The sequence below is a fragment of the Paenibacillus sp. FSL R5-0636 genome (assembly GCF_037974255.1).
GTDB lineage: Bacteria > Bacillota > Bacilli > Paenibacillales > Paenibacillaceae > Paenibacillus_AQ > Paenibacillus_AQ odorifer.
Genome location: NZ_CP150232.1, coordinates 5,218,571 through 5,233,772, shown reverse-complemented (window position 1 = coordinate 5,233,772; position 15,202 = coordinate 5,218,571). Strand labels below are relative to the sequence as shown.

General features: G+C 46.8%; 20 protein-coding genes and 1 tRNA gene. 19 read left to right on the top strand and 2 right to left on the bottom strand.

Annotated features, from left to right (window positions below):
- Positions 1 to 52: 52 nt before the first annotated feature.
- The 9 genes from MKX34_RS23795 to MKX34_RS23755 all read left to right on the top strand — a co-directional run bounded on the left by MKX34_RS23795 (position 53) and on the right by MKX34_RS23755 (position 6,565).
- Positions 53 to 1,354, top strand: a complete 1,302-nt coding sequence (locus MKX34_RS23795) for a glycosyltransferase family 39 protein (protein WP_076297444.1) — start codon at positions 53 to 55, stop codon at positions 1,352 to 1,354.
- Between the two features lie 333 nt (positions 1,355 to 1,687).
- The gene (locus MKX34_RS23790) at positions 1,688 to 1,984 is read left to right on the top strand and encodes a phage tail domain-containing protein (protein WP_179089329.1); all 297 of its coding nucleotides are present in this window, start codon (positions 1,688 to 1,690) and stop codon (positions 1,982 to 1,984) included.
- Between the two features lie 13 nt (positions 1,985 to 1,997).
- Positions 1,998 to 4,175: a phage tail protein gene (locus MKX34_RS23785; RefSeq protein ID WP_076297442.1), complete on the top strand. Its 2,178-nt coding sequence runs from the start codon at positions 1,998 to 2,000 to the stop codon at positions 4,173 to 4,175.
- A gap of 43 nt (positions 4,176 to 4,218) precedes the next feature.
- The gene (locus MKX34_RS23780) at positions 4,219 to 4,725 is read left to right on the top strand and encodes a hypothetical protein (RefSeq protein WP_076297441.1); all 507 of its coding nucleotides are present in this window, start codon (positions 4,219 to 4,221) and stop codon (positions 4,723 to 4,725) included.
- Between the two features lie 63 nt (positions 4,726 to 4,788).
- Positions 4,789 to 4,983 carry a hypothetical protein gene (locus MKX34_RS23775; RefSeq protein WP_076297440.1) on the top strand — a complete coding sequence of 65 codons (195 nt, stop codon included), beginning with the start codon at positions 4,789 to 4,791 and terminating at the stop codon, positions 4,981 to 4,983.
- The gene (locus MKX34_RS23770) at positions 4,983 to 5,297 is read left to right on the top strand and encodes a hypothetical protein (RefSeq protein ID WP_076106883.1); all 315 of its coding nucleotides are present in this window, start codon (positions 4,983 to 4,985) and stop codon (positions 5,295 to 5,297) included. Before MKX34_RS23775 ends, MKX34_RS23770 begins: the two co-directional genes overlap by 1 nt.
- A 2-nt stretch (positions 5,298 to 5,299) precedes the next feature.
- On the top strand, positions 5,300 to 6,073 hold the full coding sequence (locus tag MKX34_RS23765; RefSeq protein WP_076297439.1) for a M15 family metallopeptidase: 774 nt from the start codon (positions 5,300 to 5,302) through the stop codon (positions 6,071 to 6,073).
- Between the two features lie 4 nt (positions 6,074 to 6,077).
- On the top strand, positions 6,078 to 6,287 hold the full coding sequence (locus MKX34_RS23760) for a hypothetical protein (protein ID WP_036679181.1): 210 nt from the start codon (positions 6,078 to 6,080) through the stop codon (positions 6,285 to 6,287).
- A 74-nt stretch (positions 6,288 to 6,361) separates the two neighbouring features.
- Positions 6,362 to 6,565 carry a hypothetical protein gene (locus MKX34_RS23755; protein WP_076297438.1) on the top strand — a complete coding sequence of 68 codons (204 nt, stop codon included), beginning with the start codon at positions 6,362 to 6,364 and terminating at the stop codon, positions 6,563 to 6,565.
- Positions 6,566 to 6,632: 67 nt separating this feature from the next.
- Here MKX34_RS23755 and MKX34_RS23750 read toward each other — a convergent pair whose 3' ends face one another.
- A complete protein-coding gene (locus MKX34_RS23750; RefSeq protein WP_143763781.1) occupies positions 6,633 to 7,022 on the bottom strand; it encodes a hypothetical protein in 390 nt (129 codons plus the stop codon).
- A 272-nt stretch (positions 7,023 to 7,294) separates the two neighbouring features.
- Between MKX34_RS23750 and MKX34_RS23745 the strand changes: the two genes are divergently transcribed.
- The 6 genes from MKX34_RS23745 (at position 7,295) to MKX34_RS23720 (ending at position 11,181) form a co-directional block, all read left to right on the top strand.
- Positions 7,295 to 7,621, top strand: coding sequence for a hypothetical protein (locus MKX34_RS23745; protein ID WP_076297436.1), 327 nt, complete (start codon positions 7,295 to 7,297; stop codon positions 7,619 to 7,621).
- Positions 7,614 to 7,802, top strand: coding sequence for a hypothetical protein (locus MKX34_RS23740; protein WP_076297435.1), 189 nt, complete (start codon positions 7,614 to 7,616; stop codon positions 7,800 to 7,802). The genes MKX34_RS23745 and MKX34_RS23740 overlap by 8 nt, the downstream gene beginning before the upstream one ends.
- A 261-nt stretch (positions 7,803 to 8,063) precedes the next feature.
- Positions 8,064 to 8,243, top strand: coding sequence for a glycosyltransferase (locus MKX34_RS23735; protein ID WP_256717672.1), 180 nt, complete (start codon positions 8,064 to 8,066; stop codon positions 8,241 to 8,243).
- Between the two features lie 3 nt (positions 8,244 to 8,246).
- Entirely contained in the window at positions 8,247 to 8,537 is a 291-nt protein-coding gene (locus MKX34_RS23730) for a hypothetical protein (RefSeq protein ID WP_076297434.1), read from the top strand.
- Entirely contained in the window at positions 8,534 to 8,749 is a 216-nt protein-coding gene (locus MKX34_RS23725) for a hypothetical protein (protein WP_076297433.1), read from the top strand. The genes MKX34_RS23730 and MKX34_RS23725 overlap by 4 nt, the downstream gene beginning before the upstream one ends.
- Before the next feature lie 833 nt (positions 8,750 to 9,582).
- A complete protein-coding gene (locus tag MKX34_RS23720; RefSeq protein WP_179089328.1) occupies positions 9,583 to 11,181 on the top strand; it encodes a hypothetical protein in 1,599 nt (532 codons plus the stop codon).
- Here MKX34_RS23720 and MKX34_RS23715 read toward each other — a convergent pair.
- Entirely contained in the window at positions 11,147 to 11,524 is a 378-nt protein-coding gene (locus MKX34_RS23715) for a hypothetical protein (RefSeq protein WP_076106512.1), read from the bottom strand. The genes MKX34_RS23720 and MKX34_RS23715 overlap by 35 nt on opposite strands.
- A 238-nt stretch (positions 11,525 to 11,762) precedes the next feature.
- Here MKX34_RS23715 and MKX34_RS23710 point away from each other — a divergent pair.
- The 4 genes from MKX34_RS23710 to MKX34_RS23695 all read left to right on the top strand — a co-directional run bounded on the left by MKX34_RS23710 (position 11,763) and on the right by MKX34_RS23695 (position 14,615).
- A tRNA-Leu gene (locus MKX34_RS23710) sits at positions 11,763 to 11,848 on the top strand.
- A 137-nt stretch (positions 11,849 to 11,985) separates the two neighbouring features.
- On the top strand, positions 11,986 to 12,624 hold the full coding sequence (locus tag MKX34_RS23705; protein WP_076297431.1) for a hypothetical protein: 639 nt from the start codon (positions 11,986 to 11,988) through the stop codon (positions 12,622 to 12,624).
- Between the two features lie 414 nt (positions 12,625 to 13,038).
- Positions 13,039 to 13,497, top strand: a complete 459-nt coding sequence (locus tag MKX34_RS23700; protein ID WP_339203594.1) for a GNAT family N-acetyltransferase — start codon at positions 13,039 to 13,041, stop codon at positions 13,495 to 13,497.
- A 203-nt stretch (positions 13,498 to 13,700) separates the two neighbouring features.
- Positions 13,701 to 14,615 (top strand): phosphotransferase, encoded by a 915-nt coding sequence (locus MKX34_RS23695; protein WP_038572780.1) that lies wholly within the window; start codon positions 13,701 to 13,703, stop codon positions 14,613 to 14,615.
- Positions 14,616 to 15,202: the final 587 nt, after the last annotated feature.

The window sequence follows — 15,202 nt, the reverse complement described above, 5'->3', positions numbered from 1 at the left end:
AAAATGATGTAAGAAAAAATGTAATTTAAATAATTATAGTGACGGTGATGAAGTGAGTATTCAAGGGAAAAAGATAACTGTAGTTATGTTCGGTTTTTTGATCGCGTGTATCTCAGGCTTGTTTATTGCGAGATATAATATGGGAGGGGTGTTCCTGGAGCACTCCCAAAATATTAAAACACTATCTATTTTTTTAGTGATGTGTACTTTAATTGTTTTCTTTATAAGCCTAACGGCTGGAAGGTACAAAGATATTTCTAAAATAATCTATATGGGGTTCGCCGTGAGATTGATAACTCTTATGGCAATTGGTTTTTTTGGGATACTTCCCTATACGTACGACTCAGGTTGGGATGGGTTAGCTCAGCATCTATTAGTTAATTGGCATAGCGGTTCTTGGGATGGAGCTTTTATAGAGTCTCCGAATGTTCGGTATTATACATTCTTGGCGACAGCAGTATATTATATATTTGGGTATAATCCTATATTCATGATGCTACTGAACGTACTATGGGGTACTTTAACAATAGTGGTCATATACTCTATAGCAAATCTGCTTTTTGATAAGAAGTCTGCAATTATATCGGCATCGTTCATAGCATTTTGGCCCACACACATCATGTTTTCTGCAATGAATATGAGAGATTCTCTTGCGGTTCTATTGATGGTTTTATTTATTCTTAATTTCTTGAAGTGGATAAAAACGCCCAAGGCGTCTCTACTTTTGAATGTCCTTCTCTTAATCATTGGCAATACTTTGATCAGATCCCAAAATGCAGTTATTATTAGTGTCGTTGCAGCTCCAATCATTTTTTATTTTCTCTTCAAAAGATCTGATCCGTATCTAAAACCTATTTATATAATGGTTGGAATCGTTGGGGTATTGGGGGCGGTAGCGGCCATGTATGCTTTGGGATACTCAAGTTATTTAGACATAGACTATATAACTAGAGAAATGAATTATAGGGCTGATGGTGGGGCTGCGTATTTAACATCTCTTAACTATACTTCATGGCTGGATGTGCTACTATATTTACCATTGAGATTTATTTATTTTCTGTTTTCTCCTTTTCTATGGGATGTTAGTAATACACCACAAGCCTTATCTGCCATAGAAGGGCTTCTCCTCATGGCAATGTCCGTGGTGGTTCTGCGGAAAAGAAAAATGATAGGTAAAATTACTAAAAACAAACACCTATTATGGGCATTTGTGATTTTTTGCATAATTGGACTTGGGGCTAATTCGATAATAGATAGTAACTCAGGCACAGCTGTAAGACATAAGTTGCAGTATTTATCTGTCATATTTGTTCTTTACGGTGCTACGAAATATAAGCACAGCGAAGAACAATAGGACCAAACTGCGCACTAACGCGCAATCACTCACGCAAGCCCTTCGCTTGATACGCGCGGGCTTTTTTACGTTCGCTAACGCATTCCACACGAAAGGAGACGCACGCCTATGTCGTTTCACAGCGCATTCAATCGCGCGCCCTTCAATCGACCCTACGTTATCCAAGCGTTCTTTAACGTAACGATCGCGTCTGACTCGTCCGTATCCGCGCGCCTAAACGCTGACTTCGCGGTCGGCCTCGTTTACGAATCGGCGACGCAACTTAACGGAGCCCCAACGCGCGACATCCCGTCCTCCGCGGTATTCGAGTCAGCTACGGAATTGCTCACGACAATGATCCGCGAACGCCTACACACGGCCGGCATCCGGTCATCTACGCAGTTTAGCGCTAAAGTCCGTTATATGCACGTTGATAAGCTCGCGTTTACTGGCGGATTCAATCCCGGTGATAAACTCGTCATCGACGTTAAGAAGCAGACGATTACGCTGAACGGAGTCAACGCAATTCACTTACTCGACGGAGACTTCTTCGAACTCGGACTCGGACTGAACGAAGTCACCTACGCGGATAACGAAGCAGCTCGTGAGATCCTAACGCGCATTACGCATCGTGACCGTTATCTATATTAAAGGAGGCGCGCATTTGATTAACGCACTACAATCTTACGACCGTTTCCGCAAGCGCATCGGCATCCTACGCGATGCATACGATATCACACGAACGCGGAGGATTAACGCAGATTATACGCTGACTTTCGCCGTCCCGATGACGTCCGATGATTTCCGCGATAAGTTGCCGCTGAAAGGTCACGTAATGGACGAGCGCGGTCAATACTACGTAATTAACAAGCGCGAACGATCGCGTGAAGACCGCAAGCTTACCGCACAAGTGACATGTAGCCATGTCCTTTTTAAACTCGCGGACTATAAATTTCCGTACGCCTCATATATCCGCGAAGCTTACGGAATCCATATCACGCAATTAACAGCGCTCATCTCGGCGGCAACCGGTGGGCGCTTTTCTATTTCCGTCGATGATACGTTCGACCTCGCGGACGTTAAAGCGTTCGGCGGCGGTAACTGTCTCGAAGCACTCAACGCTGTCATTAACTTATATGGCGCGGAGGTTGAGCCGGATAATTTTACGATACATTTGCGCAAGAAGATCGGTAATCCCGCATCGGACTACCGGATCCAAGTAACTCGCAATTTGATCGCGGCATCCTTTACCGATAGCGCAGCGTCATTATGTACGCGATTATATGCGGAAATGAAAGACTCGCGGACATGGATCGGTCAGCCTGCGTCGATTTTAACCGCGGAGGAACAGGCGCGGCTTAGCGTGATACCTGGCGCAATCACTGACGGAATCCTCCGCGTTAACTACCTCGTATCTCCGTATGCTGACGCGTGGGCTTCGGATAGTGTGCCGTTTTACGACGACTTGTTAACGGAGCAAGACGTAACCGATCCGTTAAAGCTCGTAGCTGCCGCGAGATTGCGCTTGGCTGAACGCGAAGTCCCGGCGCTAGAAGTGTCCGTTAGCGCTGCGGATTTATTTAAGATCGATAAGCAAGAAGCGCGCCCGGGCCTCGGTGATACGGTAACGCTCGTAGATCCTGCGCTCGGCTTAACGGGCATCACAGCGCGGATTACGGAAATGACGGAGTATCCGTATGCGCCCGATAAACATACGCAACTTACGGTCGCGAACGTAATGAAACGCGACTATACGCAAATACTCGCGGACTTGGAGGCGGGACGGCGTGCGATAGAGAACGTGTTTAGCGGTGGGCGGATTCGTGCGGAAGTATTCGAAGAGTTCGCGCGGCTGGCGGTCAATGAGATCAACGCGAGTAAGACGGAGATTAAATACGATGAGCGCGGAATCGTCCTGCAGTCGAAAACGGACCCATCCGATCAAGTTATACTGACGTCAAACGGACTTATCTTAACGACGGATGCCGGAGCTACAGCACGGATAGCGATGACGGCGACCGGAATAGCAGCGGAAGTAATCGCGGGACAACTCGGTAGTTTCGTATCGATGGTTATCGGCAGCGGTAATAACGTAGTCAAGATTAATACGAACGGAATTAGCGCAGGGCATGACGATTTCAACTCCGCGCCTTTCCGTTTGGATATGGCGGGCAACGTCGTACTCAATAAGCTGACCGCAAACTCTGCGAATATCTTATCGTCCAACTTTACGAATGGCGCGATCGTTGGTTCGTCGATTAACGTGGGTAACGGAATGTTTACGGTAACGAGTGGCGGGATCATGAGCGCGGTTGACGGTAACTTTAGCGGGCATATAAGCGCCTCGTCAATAACTGGTACGGACATAACGGGCGGTACGATAACGGGCGCTAAGATACAGACGTCTGCCTCCGTTTATCCGCGTGTAGTGATCGATCCGACAAGTGTTGCGTTCAGTGTATATGCAAGCGCCGATAGCGGAATTCAGATTCCGGCATTTGACGGAGGATTAAGTAAGATCATATTTAATGCAGGAGGAGGTCGTCAGTCTACGTTATATAACTCACCGTCATCCGGGCTAACTATAAGCGGAGATCCCGACGTGACGCTGAGCGGAACAAATATCAGATTATCTACATCGTCGTCCGGACAGGTGATCATCGCAGGTTGGGGGCGGTTGTACAACGGAGCTACTACACTTGCGGAGGAATTAGCAGCAATATGGACTGAGCTAAATAAAAAGTCTAATATCGGACACGGGCATACGGTTACCTTGCAAAACCATAATCATGGAAGTGCGACTCTTACTCCATCTGGTGGCGGAACCTTCCCAGTCTCCTAACGTAATGGTACTATTAGGTAAATACTATTACGGAGGTCATCATATGAAAAAGTTTATTTCCGGTATAATCGTCGGAGCGCTTTTATTTTCAGGTGCTTCGGTTTTCGCGGGTTCCGCTAGTTTAATAGGACAGAAAGTACAAGGTATCTTTGTAATAGAAAAAGGTGGATCGAAATTAGCGGAGGCTGTAGTTATTAACGGCACGGCGTACGCGCCTATACGTGCAGTTTCAGAAGCTACCGGAACTAAGCTATCCGTGGAGGGGAAGAAAATAATAATGGACGAAACGACTACTGCGTCATCTGGCAATAGCATTACGGAGCGTGATCGTATAGTATCAGAAATCGCGCGCTATGATAAACAGATCGCTGGATATAAAGCGGATATCCTACCGACGTATAAATTGCAGGCGGAAGAACTCGCTAATAACGGTGATCTCGGAAAAAGAGCCGCTGAGACATATTCAGACTTTAAGGCGCAGGTCGATGTTTGGGAAAAGGAACGGGCAGCGCTACAGGCGCAACTCGCCGAAATCGACGGTAATAAATAAACGCAAAATAACGAAGAGTCTCGCATCCATTGCGGGGCTCTTTTTACGTAGAGGAGACGTTATATGAAAGTACGCGCATTACTCGAATGTACGATAGATACCGCTAACCCAGCGCCAGAACTCGCCGCAACGATTAGCGCAGTCCTAGCCGCACTACCTAACGCTGAATCCCGCCTATCCGTACTCCAAACGCTCGACGACGAGATCGGCCGCGCACTTGCGGAGTATCTCGCGCCAGAAACGGAGGCGGCTTCGTAATGGACGGATCACTTTGGGCGGAGGTCGCCAAGAACGGAATATTTGCGGTAGCAGCCGCAGTCATCGCGTGGACCCTATGGAAAGAGATGCGCCGAATGTCTGACGAGGCTCGCGCACGTGAAGAACGCATAAGTACGGAAGCTAAAACGGAACGCGAACGGATGCACACGGAGTCCCTCGCGCGTGAAGACCGCTTGATGCGGTTAGCGGAAGGATTAACGGCGCGATTCGAAGCGCTCGCAGGTCAATACGAAGGGCTGGCGCAAGACGTTCACGAAATTAAATCGAGTATTAATGGAAAGGATGTTGCGTAAATATGGCGTTAACAATTAAACAAGTACGCGCGAAGTCCGCCGCTAAGTTGGTCGGGCTTATTCCGTGTGTCAAAGCGGCAGCCGAAGCGCTTATCGATCGGTCATATGCGCTAGGTATTCCGATTGTTGTTACGCAAGGACTACGAACATTTGCGGAGCAGAACGCACTATACGAACAGGGCCGCACGAAGCCGGGAAGTATCGTAACGAATGCGCGCGGAGGGTATTCGAATCATAACTTCGGCGTAGCGATTGATTTCGCGTTACTTACGAACGATGGGAAATCCGTATCTTGGGATACGAAGCTAGACGTAAATCGAAACGGTAAAGCAGATTGGAACGAAGTAGTTACGCTGGCAAAGGCGCTCGGCTTTACGTGGGGCGGCGATTGGAAAACGTTCCTTGACCTGCCGCATTTCGAAATGACATTCGGATTAACCACGGCGCAATATCGCGCTGGAAAATGTCCGACACAGGCGCAGATAAACGCGATACTGAAATTAATCGAAGGAGATGACGCAATGATTGCGGAACAGATTAGCGCGTTACAGAAAACGGTAGAGGAACAGGCTGCGGTTGTTCAGGCGCAAGCTAAACGGATTGAATCTCTCGAAGGCAAGGCAAAGTTGGGTGCAATTCCGGTATGGGCAACACAGGCGTGTGTTAACGCTAAGCTGGCGGGCTTTATCGATACGACGGCGGACGGTAGCTACGATTTCTATCGGTTCGTGACGCTGTTAGATCGCGCAGGGTTATTCGTAAAGGAGGCGAAATAATACGATGAGCAAAAACGATATCTTACGCAAATTATCATCGCGGAAGTTTTGGGCGTTATTGGCTGCGTTGGCAACGTCGGTACTTACGGCTTCGGGCGCGGGAGATAATACGGTGCTTCACGTAACTGGCGTCATTGGAGCGGTTGGTGCGTGCGTTGCGTATATGCTGGCGGAAGGTATTTCTGACGCAGCGAACAAAGATAAGACGGAATAGGATACGCATATTTACAAAATGCGGAAACTCTCCGATAATAAGATATAACGGAAATTAACGGAGGCTGAACGTATATGTTCTTAGGCGTAATCGTACTCGGAGTTGTAGTCGGGATAATCATCGCGATAGTTATCGCAATTAAACAGACCGCAACTGCGGAGAAAGTCGATTGCCCTACGTGCGGACGTACGACTCTGTTACCGGGCGGAAGCGCGAAATGTCCGAAGTGTAAGACGCTGATTGTACGTACGTCGAGCGGCGAACTAATAACAAAATAATAACATAATAACAGAGGCGCAGTCTTAGCGGAGTATATCCGTTAGGGCTGCGCCTTTTTTTTGTGTATTAATCGTTTGCTTTGAATTGGTACCCTTCTAACTTGCTAGTCGCGGGCTTTGAGTCTCCATATTTACGACTGACCTCTGCCGTATAATTCGCATAAGCATTGGTCTTGTTAGTGGCCGATTCATTAGTTTGAGTATCTGTTCTGCTAAGTAATTCGCGCAGGAAAGAGTTATTCTCCTCAAGGTAGTCAAGCGCTGTGCTAAATGCGATAAAGAGCGCCCCTGTTATGATGCCACTAACCCACCAATAAACCGCTACGATCCATCTAAACCCCTCATCATCCATGTTTAACGCCTCAAGTATCGGATCTTTTCTAATACCATATACGATTCCCAAAATAATGGAGCAAACAATTGCCGCGTAACCTATAAACCTTAGAAATTTTGACATCTCAACCAACCTCCGCGCCTCCGTTTTCCTCATATTATCATGCCTGGTAAATTACAACAATAACATAATACATATGTAGGAATAACGTACAAGCCCGCCGTCATACGCTAGGGGTAAAGCGGTCGCCTACGCGATCCGCGCTTTGGGAGCGACGGTGGAGACCTGCGCTCCTTTTCGTTGTCTACCCGTAAAAATGTCGTAAAATTTGACGACATATAGACCGAGCTACTGCGCATAACATCAAACATACGTAAAACGTAGGAGGCGGTAATGTGGCAGCGTTAGTAAACAAAGCGTTATTGAAACGTATGGCTGGTGAAGTATCCGTCGGTATACTCGCTGAGATGATCGCAGACTTTGCGCAAGGCATTACGGAAGCAGACGATGTTGACGATGCAGTACTCGAAGTAATTGGCGCGATTGAAACGTTGACGGCGGAGATTAAGAGCCGCAGCGGAGCGCCGAAAGTTGATCGTTCGAAGCGTAAGAAGACAGCCGCACTAGTAGCGGAATCAAAACCCGAAGACAGTCCGCCGAATCAAACGAATACTCAACCGGTAACTATGCGTCCGATAGGAAACGGTAGTCATCGTGAGTAAGTACGTACGCAAGGGCGTTAATTTCAACGTCGACAACAAACACCAACGCAAGATACTCGAATGGGCTACGGATAGGGGCAGCGATAACTTTAGCGGATTTGTAAAAGCGATATTATACGCCGCGATGACCGCTGAATTAAAACAGAAGCGTGATCGCTCCGATAGTGCCGCCGACGATTAATCCGATAACAAACGCCATTAGTAACAACTCCTTTGCGTTAAATTTACGCCTAGTATATCCAATCCGAAAGGAATGATACGTATGACTAAAACCGTTGCGCTCGAATGGGGCGCATTCCAATCCGGTATTATCACGCCAAAGATAACCGCACCTCACGTACCGACTCCGTTAACTAAAACGGCCGCCACCGTTCACCTCGCGTTGATTCCTAAAACCGTATTCGCATCGTCAGTAGCGGCCGGGTCAGCAACGTGGGTAACGGTGTTCTCAACGGTACTCGGGATCGCCGATTGGCTCTGCGTCGGCATCATCGTATATGCTGGCATTACATGGATGTTCGGCAACCGTACGAAGGCGATCGAGTTTCTAATGGGCGGCAGCATCGGTTACATTATCGTGCGCCATGCGGTCGATATCCGTAATTGGCTGCGGATGTTATAGGAGGTGGGCGCAATAATAATACGTATAAATGGCGCAGCACTTCCGGACATTGGCGGTGGCGTAATCGATAATATAACGGAGACAATAACCGGACTTATATCGCGCGTTCTCGGTGAGACAGCGACCGGAATCATCGCGGCATTAAACGCTTACTCTCCGGAAATTATAACGTTCGGTATTATCGTATGTGCGCTCGGAATGATGGTCTCGCCGATCGTCGGCAATAACGGTAAATGGATGGGGCGCATGTTTCTAACGTTTTGGGTCGGTGTGATATGGAGGGTGTTAACATGAGCGTGACTAAGCGGGGAGTTCCGCAGCAAAAGAAAGAAGCTCAGGCTAAACGAAAAGCCGCCGTACGCGCAATGGAAGCGGAGAAGAAACGTAAGGCTGCGAAGAAGACCGCCGCTATTAAGTCCGTTAAGAAGACGCTCAAGAAAGCGAACAATGTGCGTAAGAAGGCGGACGCACTCGGCGTAAATATGATTAAGCGTTTTAAGTGGTGAGCGCCATGTACACCGTTTATAAAATCATCCCGCATGTGTCTGCGCTAAACTCCGCATCCCGTAACTTCCAACGCTCACTCTACGAACTATTCTCCGCACGCACTAAACCACGTCGCGAAGGTTATCGCATTGTTACGAAGCCGACTCCGGACTTTTGGTGGATTACGCAAATGGCTGCGGACTCTATTACGTTTTATTGCGCTATGCCGGCCGAGTTCGCCGAATCCTTCCGCGTTAAATTCCGCAATCACGAACAATGGCGGAAGGCAACGCTAGAAATCGCGGACGACTTTACGTTTCCGAACGATGACGATACGGATTTATATGCGCTCAAATACCGCCGCCACGATATGTTTTCGTTAGACTTCCGCTATAACGAGCAGACGACACCGATCCGCGAATTACTCGGGGTAACGAACGAATTAAGCGCAGATGAAGCGGTTAGCGTGTTTATCCGGACGGAAACTGTATCGCGCTCTAAATGGAAGAAACTCGCGGACTATGCGTGGGAAACGTGGGAAGGCGGAGGGCTCGCGTACCGACCCGGATTTGATCCAATGCGGCTAATGCGTACACTAGCGATGGGCGCCGCGCATATCTTCTACGAAGTCAAAACGCTGATAGAGGACGTAATGGCTGGCGTGGAGAAATCGCTATATCATGGCGCAGGCCCAGCGATTAAGTCCGAACGTAAGTCGCTACCTAATCCAGATCGCGCGGAGCTGCTCGTTAATGGCGATCTATCTACACAGACGAAGAATAAGCGTAATCTACCCGTATTTAAAACGTCTATTCGCTGCGCCGTAACGTCCGCCGATCCGATTAAGCGCGAGATGTTGGCGCGGTCAGTAGCGAGCGCATACGGAGGTTTAGCGGGCGACAATCGGCTGGAATGCGTAAAGGTTAACGTAAGGGCTCGCGCAGAAATTAGCGAATGGAAAGTGCGCGAAATCGCTCCGAATATAATGAGCGTAGATGAGCTCGGCAAATTAACGCAGCTACCGACCGCGGATTTACAAGCGGAGTTTTCCGAAGTCCTAACGTCAAATCGGCGCGTAGAGATCGAGCTGCCGCGTGCGTTCCTGGATGAGCGCGGAATACTTGCGGGAACGGCTACGGATCGCGGTGTAGAGCATCGCGTTCATATTCCGACGAACAGCCCGGATAAACTGTATATGCCACGCGCTGTTAACGGGTCGCCGCGTATGGGCAAGGATCAACACGTAGTCAATCTCGTTGTAGAGGCGAAGCGCAAGCACGGAATCGGCGCAGTAATACCGGATTTCATCGACGAACATAATAAGGATAGCGCAGGTAATCAACGCGGCATGGCAGACGCGGTCCGTGACCACTTAGCGCCGGAAGACGTTATTGATATTAATTTAGCGGATACAGCCTACGCGCCATATCTCGGACTGCAGACCGTTCTCCATAACGTTAGCGATAAGCGGATAGCCGCCGATGCGATTGCGGAGTATCTTACGGATTTCTTGCTATCGGACGGTGACGAGGATAAGTTCCAGACGTCGGAATTTACGCGTGATGCGGCGAAAGTGTGTAACGGGGATCTAACGGATATGAAAGCGATGTTTACTTCGGCGGCATTCCGGAAACAGAAGATCGCGGAGTTAGACGATGTATTCGATATGGATACGTGGCGCGATTTCGATAAGATGAGCGAGGGCAAGCAGGGGCAAATATACGGACCGGTGCTGCGGCGGATTACGCAGATAACGAGTAGCGAATTTTTGAAGCCGATGTTTTGCCAAACGTATAATCCCGCAATGGATTTATACCGCTGGGTTGCGGAGGGGAAAGTCGTTATTATCCGATGTGTAATGCCGGAGGGCGTACCGATGCCTGAGCGCGTTAAGGAGATGCTCGGATATTGGATCGTAATGCTAACGCTACTTATTAAACTTGCGCAGGCGGGAAAGGGCGCAGGAACTCTACTCGTACTTAACGAACCGCATCAATTTATGTCGCGCGGACTCGTTCACTTTACTAAGCGGATGCTACGCGAGGGTCCGAAATATAAACTAGCGCCGATTATCGCGTTCCATGATTTCAGCGCGTTCCACTCATATCCTGGCTTCGTTGATACGTTGCTTGCCGCGTCCGTTAATTGGCATTTATTCCGCAACACGCACGTTGAAACGTATAAGCGCTTGATGCCGTATCTCTCGAAAACGTTCGATGATCCGCAGCAGGCTTTCGAAGCTACGCGCCAATATCAGTTTATCGCGTGTTGGCTGCGGGAAGGGGAATACGAAGCGCCATTCGTAGCGGATGCGTTAGTACCCGTCGGCAAGCGCTATGCGTCCGTAGATAACGCAGCTCTCACGGCGGCACACTCGCGGAAGTACGGACGACCGATTGCGGAAGTGTTGGCGGAGATTAAGGCGCGGGAACGGAGTTATCGAAAAGCGTAAGATACGCACGCATAACGTCCATGCCGCCGTTTATATCGACCGTAACTTCTCCGCTGTGACCGCGGCAGAGATAGTGCGCTACAAAATTTGCGCCAACACGTTCGGTTGAGACTACGCGCAAGCCCCGCCGATAGATATCGCGTTTAGCTGCGTCCAGATCCGCAGTCGCGCGAGCAATGGCGGTGTCGATAACGTCGGTATACGGGGATGGCGTTTTTAGGAGACCGGGCTCCATAAATACGAGGCGATCACGTTTAAGCGCGGCTATAACTAACGGAAGAGTGACGGCCGGTGCGATGAGAGCGAGGTCATCCGAAGATGGCGGCGCGGGTAGATTTTTCATAGCGTAGGACCTCCGTTTTAATTGCGAATGTATGTTCGTATTATATCGTAGTTCTAGCGGGCTTTCAAGATTAATAATATTTACCGTTGACAGTACGGACATGCGCATGGTATGATCTAATTCGTTGGTTAACGAATAAAGCGCGCCTTCAAACGCAGGGCATTCCGCTTGTCGGAACGTATCCCATGCGTGGTTACGAATAAAGCGCGTAGGAAATTCGGATAAACATCGTTAATATGCCGGGGTGGCGGAACAGGCAGACGCACAGGACTTAAAATCCTGCGGTACGTGAGTACCGTACGGGTTCGACCCCCGTCCTCGGCATCACAGTGAAAACCTTGAGAAATCAAGGTTTTTTTGTTTTTTATTGGTTTCGGAAAAAATTCCTTAACAAAGGATGATAATATTGGACAAATTAAGTCAATCGATAGCAAATTATACAAGGATAAGGTGTGATGCGGATGACTGATTTTACAATGATTAAAAAGCTGTTTCATATTACGAAACGAAACGGGTTTAGTCATGATGAGATACAAACCATTAAAAATAATTTCGGTGAATTGCCCCAGGTGTTTATAGATTATTATTTGGAACTCGGTAAAGACGAGCGGCTGAATCATACGCAAGATAGTTTGATCAAACCCGAGCAATTCCAATACTTCAAGCATAGCGAATATTTAATTTTTTATTGCGAGAATCAGCGTGCCTGTGTCTGGGGAATCCATAGGAACGATTTATCCAGGTCCAATCCCCCTGTCTATATGAGTTGCGATGAAAAGGTATGGAAAATGGAATTTGAAGCATTGACCGATTTTTTTCATGCGATGGCCTATTTGCAAACCGTATTCGCTCTTGAATACGGCTGTGAATCGTTTTATTCCATTGAACAAACCGACTTGGATTTTATTCGTGAAAATTTTAAAAACAAAGATATTTCCTTTCGGCATTGGATTGGCATCGAATTTTATGGGAATTACGATGACAGCATAATAACGGTGATGAATAATGACGATAGTTTTAATTTGATTTTTGCTTCAAGCGACAAAGAACATTTTGATGAAATGGATCGGATTCTCTCAAAACTAGGAGTAGTAATTTGAAATTTTCTGTTTCAAGAAGTCAACAAAATAGGGACTTCAGAATGTAATCAATAAGTTAAATAGCTTGGAATAGCCTTACAGAAGAAGTGTGAAAAATAGAGTTAAATCCAGTGGGGCAAGCATCTGTTGTACTGTTTGGAATTGAGGATGAACGAAAAGCTAATTAGATTCGGGCAGGATGGCTCAATAAATTCGCGAATACTCTACATATGGAATTATTTACGAAGTTCGTAAATATGACATTATCTGAAAGAGCGGCCCCAAAAAACTTTTAAAGTAATTCATTCGCAACATTTTGTTGCCTTATGCAAAAGATTATTTAGTGGAATTTCTTTTATACAACTCGTGTTTGTGAAAAAATACGAACGAGAAATTTAAATGAATAGGGGTTAATAAATGATAAAGATTCGAAATATGACAGAAAATGAATTTGAAAAATTTAAAGAGTGGTCTGTTAATGACTATGCAAAAGATTTAATCAAATCTAAAATGAGTAGCGATAAAGATGCTTATAAGTGTGCTGAAAAAGAATTCAATGAACTACTTCCGATGGGTTTATCAACAAAAAATAATTATTTATATGTAATGATAAATCATAGTTTAGAAAAAATTGGTTTTATTTGGTATGAAAAAGAGAATACATCAGGATTCATTTGTGATTTTTTGGTTAAGCAAAATTACAGAAATAAGGGATATGGATTTGAAACTATGAAATTGATAGAGCAGGATGCCAAAGATAAAGGAATTAGAAAACTCAGACTTAGTGTATTTAATTTCAATGAACCAGCCTACAATCTATATAAAAAACTAAAATATAAAGAAGTTGAGAACAATGATGGAAATGCGATAATGGAAAAAATACTTGATAACTAATATATGGGGAATTTCAAATGCTCCTTGTGTACTGAATCAGTAAATGATCATTAAGCTAATGGGAAACGTTAATTTAATAAAAACATGTAAGCAGCCGCTCAAACAACCGGCTGCTTTTTCATTTAAGCTAACGGGCAGTTATGCGTAACTTTTAGGGAATGTAAACATCTAAATAACGTAAGGAACGAGGAGGCAGACAATTCATGGGAGGAACGAATGTATGGGATGCGGAGTGGGAGGTTAACGAAGAGCAGGCGCGGACGCTGATCGGCAGACAATTCCCTCAGCTGTCATCGAAGCAAGTGAAGCGACTGGGCTGGGGCTGGGACAATACGGTTTTTCTCATCGGTGACGAGTACGTGTTCCGGTTTCCAAGAAGAACGATTGCAGTTGGCTCGATTCGTATGGAAGGGAAGCTGCTGCCAAAGCTGGAGGCATATATAACCATCCCCTATCCGAAACCGTTGTTTTATGGCGAAGCAAGTGACGAATACCCGGCACCATTTCTTGGCTATGCCTACGTGCTAGGAGATTTCCCAATCGGTTTGACGGAAGAACGCCGGGCTTTATCGGCAGAGACGCTGGCGAAATTTTTGCGGAGATTGCATGAGTTTCCGGTGCAGGCGGCGCTGAAGTGCGGAGTTCAGCAAGATCATCGAAACTTGACGGACATAGCATCGCGCAAAGTGAAATTGGAGGGCTTTCTATCGAAGGTGGTTGAACACTTGTCGCCGGAGGAGTCCGGTGTGATCGAAGCGTATATTAGCAGGCTGCAAAAGGACCGTGTCGAGGCGGTGAATGCACTGCTACATGGCGATCTTCATTTCAAAAATATGCTTGTGAATGAGAACGGGATCGTTTCCGGCATCATTGATTGGGGCGATCTGAGCGTAGGCCATCCGGCTTGCGATTTGAGCGTTGCTTATAGCTTTTTACCACCTTACGCTCGCGGCGTGTTTTTCGAAACGTACGGAGGAGCGGACGAGGAAACGAAGCTGCTGGCGCGGCTAATCGCGGTATACATCCCCATACTGATCTTAATGCAAGCGGTCGATGACGGGAACGAAGCAATTGCGGCAGAGGCGAAATCCAACATCATGCGGGCACTGTCGGATTAGGCTCATTATTTCGTTGCGGCTATGGGGCTATGGCTATCGGCACCATTTTGTCGTTTAAAGGCCGCGATAAGGTACGATCCGCCTTCTCTGATACCGCTTTATGTTGAGGAACACGAAATCCAACAGAGTAAGTCGTTGCGCTAACGGGAAACGTTAGCTCAATATAGACATAAGACACCCAACCGATACGATTGTAAAAATATGCCTCATCAGTGATTATACTGGTGGGGTTTTGCGTTTCTCTGTAACCAAAGATATTTTAGCATGTTTCAAGTAATTGATAGATTACATTTAGGTTTTTATTAGATATGCAAATTAATGAGAGCAAAGAAGTGAGGCATGCAATTACACAAATTAGATATTAACCAGACACTAACCCAAGAAGCAACAAAAATCCTTGCACAGATTTTAATTTCTGTTGCAAGGGATCAAAACTCTGGTTATAGTATAAGTGGTATTTTTATCTTTATAATACAAGGTTTTGTTAAATAATCGCAGGGGACGGGCTGGGGACGAACTGGGGACAGACTCTAGGTCAACCAGTAGAAACCAGTCCAAATGAGAACAATATAAGAACGGGTTGAGTC

Excerpts from the sequence above, each read along its gene's own strand:
- MKX34_RS23700 (WP_339203594.1), top strand. The coding sequence starts at position 13,039 with ATGACAGAAAATGAATTTGAAAAATTTAAAGAGTGGTCTGTTAATGAC.
- MKX34_RS23780 (WP_076297441.1), top strand. The coding sequence starts at position 4,219 with ATGAAAAAGTTTATTTCCGGTATAATCGTCGGAGCGCTTTTATTTTCA.
- MKX34_RS23720 (WP_179089328.1), top strand. The coding sequence starts at position 9,583 with ATGTTGGCGCGGTCAGTAGCGAGCGCATACGGAGGTTTAGCGGGCGAC.
- MKX34_RS23770 (WP_076106883.1), top strand. The coding sequence starts at position 4,983 with ATGGACGGATCACTTTGGGCGGAGGTCGCCAAGAACGGAATATTTGCG.
- MKX34_RS23715 (WP_076106512.1), bottom strand. The coding sequence starts at position 11,524 with ATGAAAAATCTACCCGCGCCGCCATCTTCGGATGACCTCGCTCTCATC.
- MKX34_RS23755 (WP_076297438.1), top strand. The coding sequence starts at position 6,362 with ATGTTCTTAGGCGTAATCGTACTCGGAGTTGTAGTCGGGATAATCATC.
- MKX34_RS23705 (WP_076297431.1), top strand. The coding sequence starts at position 11,986 with ATGACTGATTTTACAATGATTAAAAAGCTGTTTCATATTACGAAACGA.
- MKX34_RS23790 (WP_179089329.1), top strand. The coding sequence starts at position 1,688 with ATGATCCGCGAACGCCTACACACGGCCGGCATCCGGTCATCTACGCAG.
- MKX34_RS23695 (WP_038572780.1), top strand. The coding sequence starts at position 13,701 with ATGGGAGGAACGAATGTATGGGATGCGGAGTGGGAGGTTAACGAAGAG.
- MKX34_RS23750 (WP_143763781.1), bottom strand. The coding sequence starts at position 7,022 with ATGTCAAAATTTCTAAGGTTTATAGGTTACGCGGCAATTGTTTGCTCC.
- MKX34_RS23725 (WP_076297433.1), top strand. The coding sequence starts at position 8,534 with ATGAGCGTGACTAAGCGGGGAGTTCCGCAGCAAAAGAAAGAAGCTCAG.
- MKX34_RS23775 (WP_076297440.1), top strand. The coding sequence starts at position 4,789 with ATGAAAGTACGCGCATTACTCGAATGTACGATAGATACCGCTAACCCA.
- MKX34_RS23760 (WP_036679181.1), top strand. The coding sequence starts at position 6,078 with ATGAGCAAAAACGATATCTTACGCAAATTATCATCGCGGAAGTTTTGG.
- MKX34_RS23765 (WP_076297439.1), top strand. The coding sequence starts at position 5,300 with ATGGCGTTAACAATTAAACAAGTACGCGCGAAGTCCGCCGCTAAGTTG.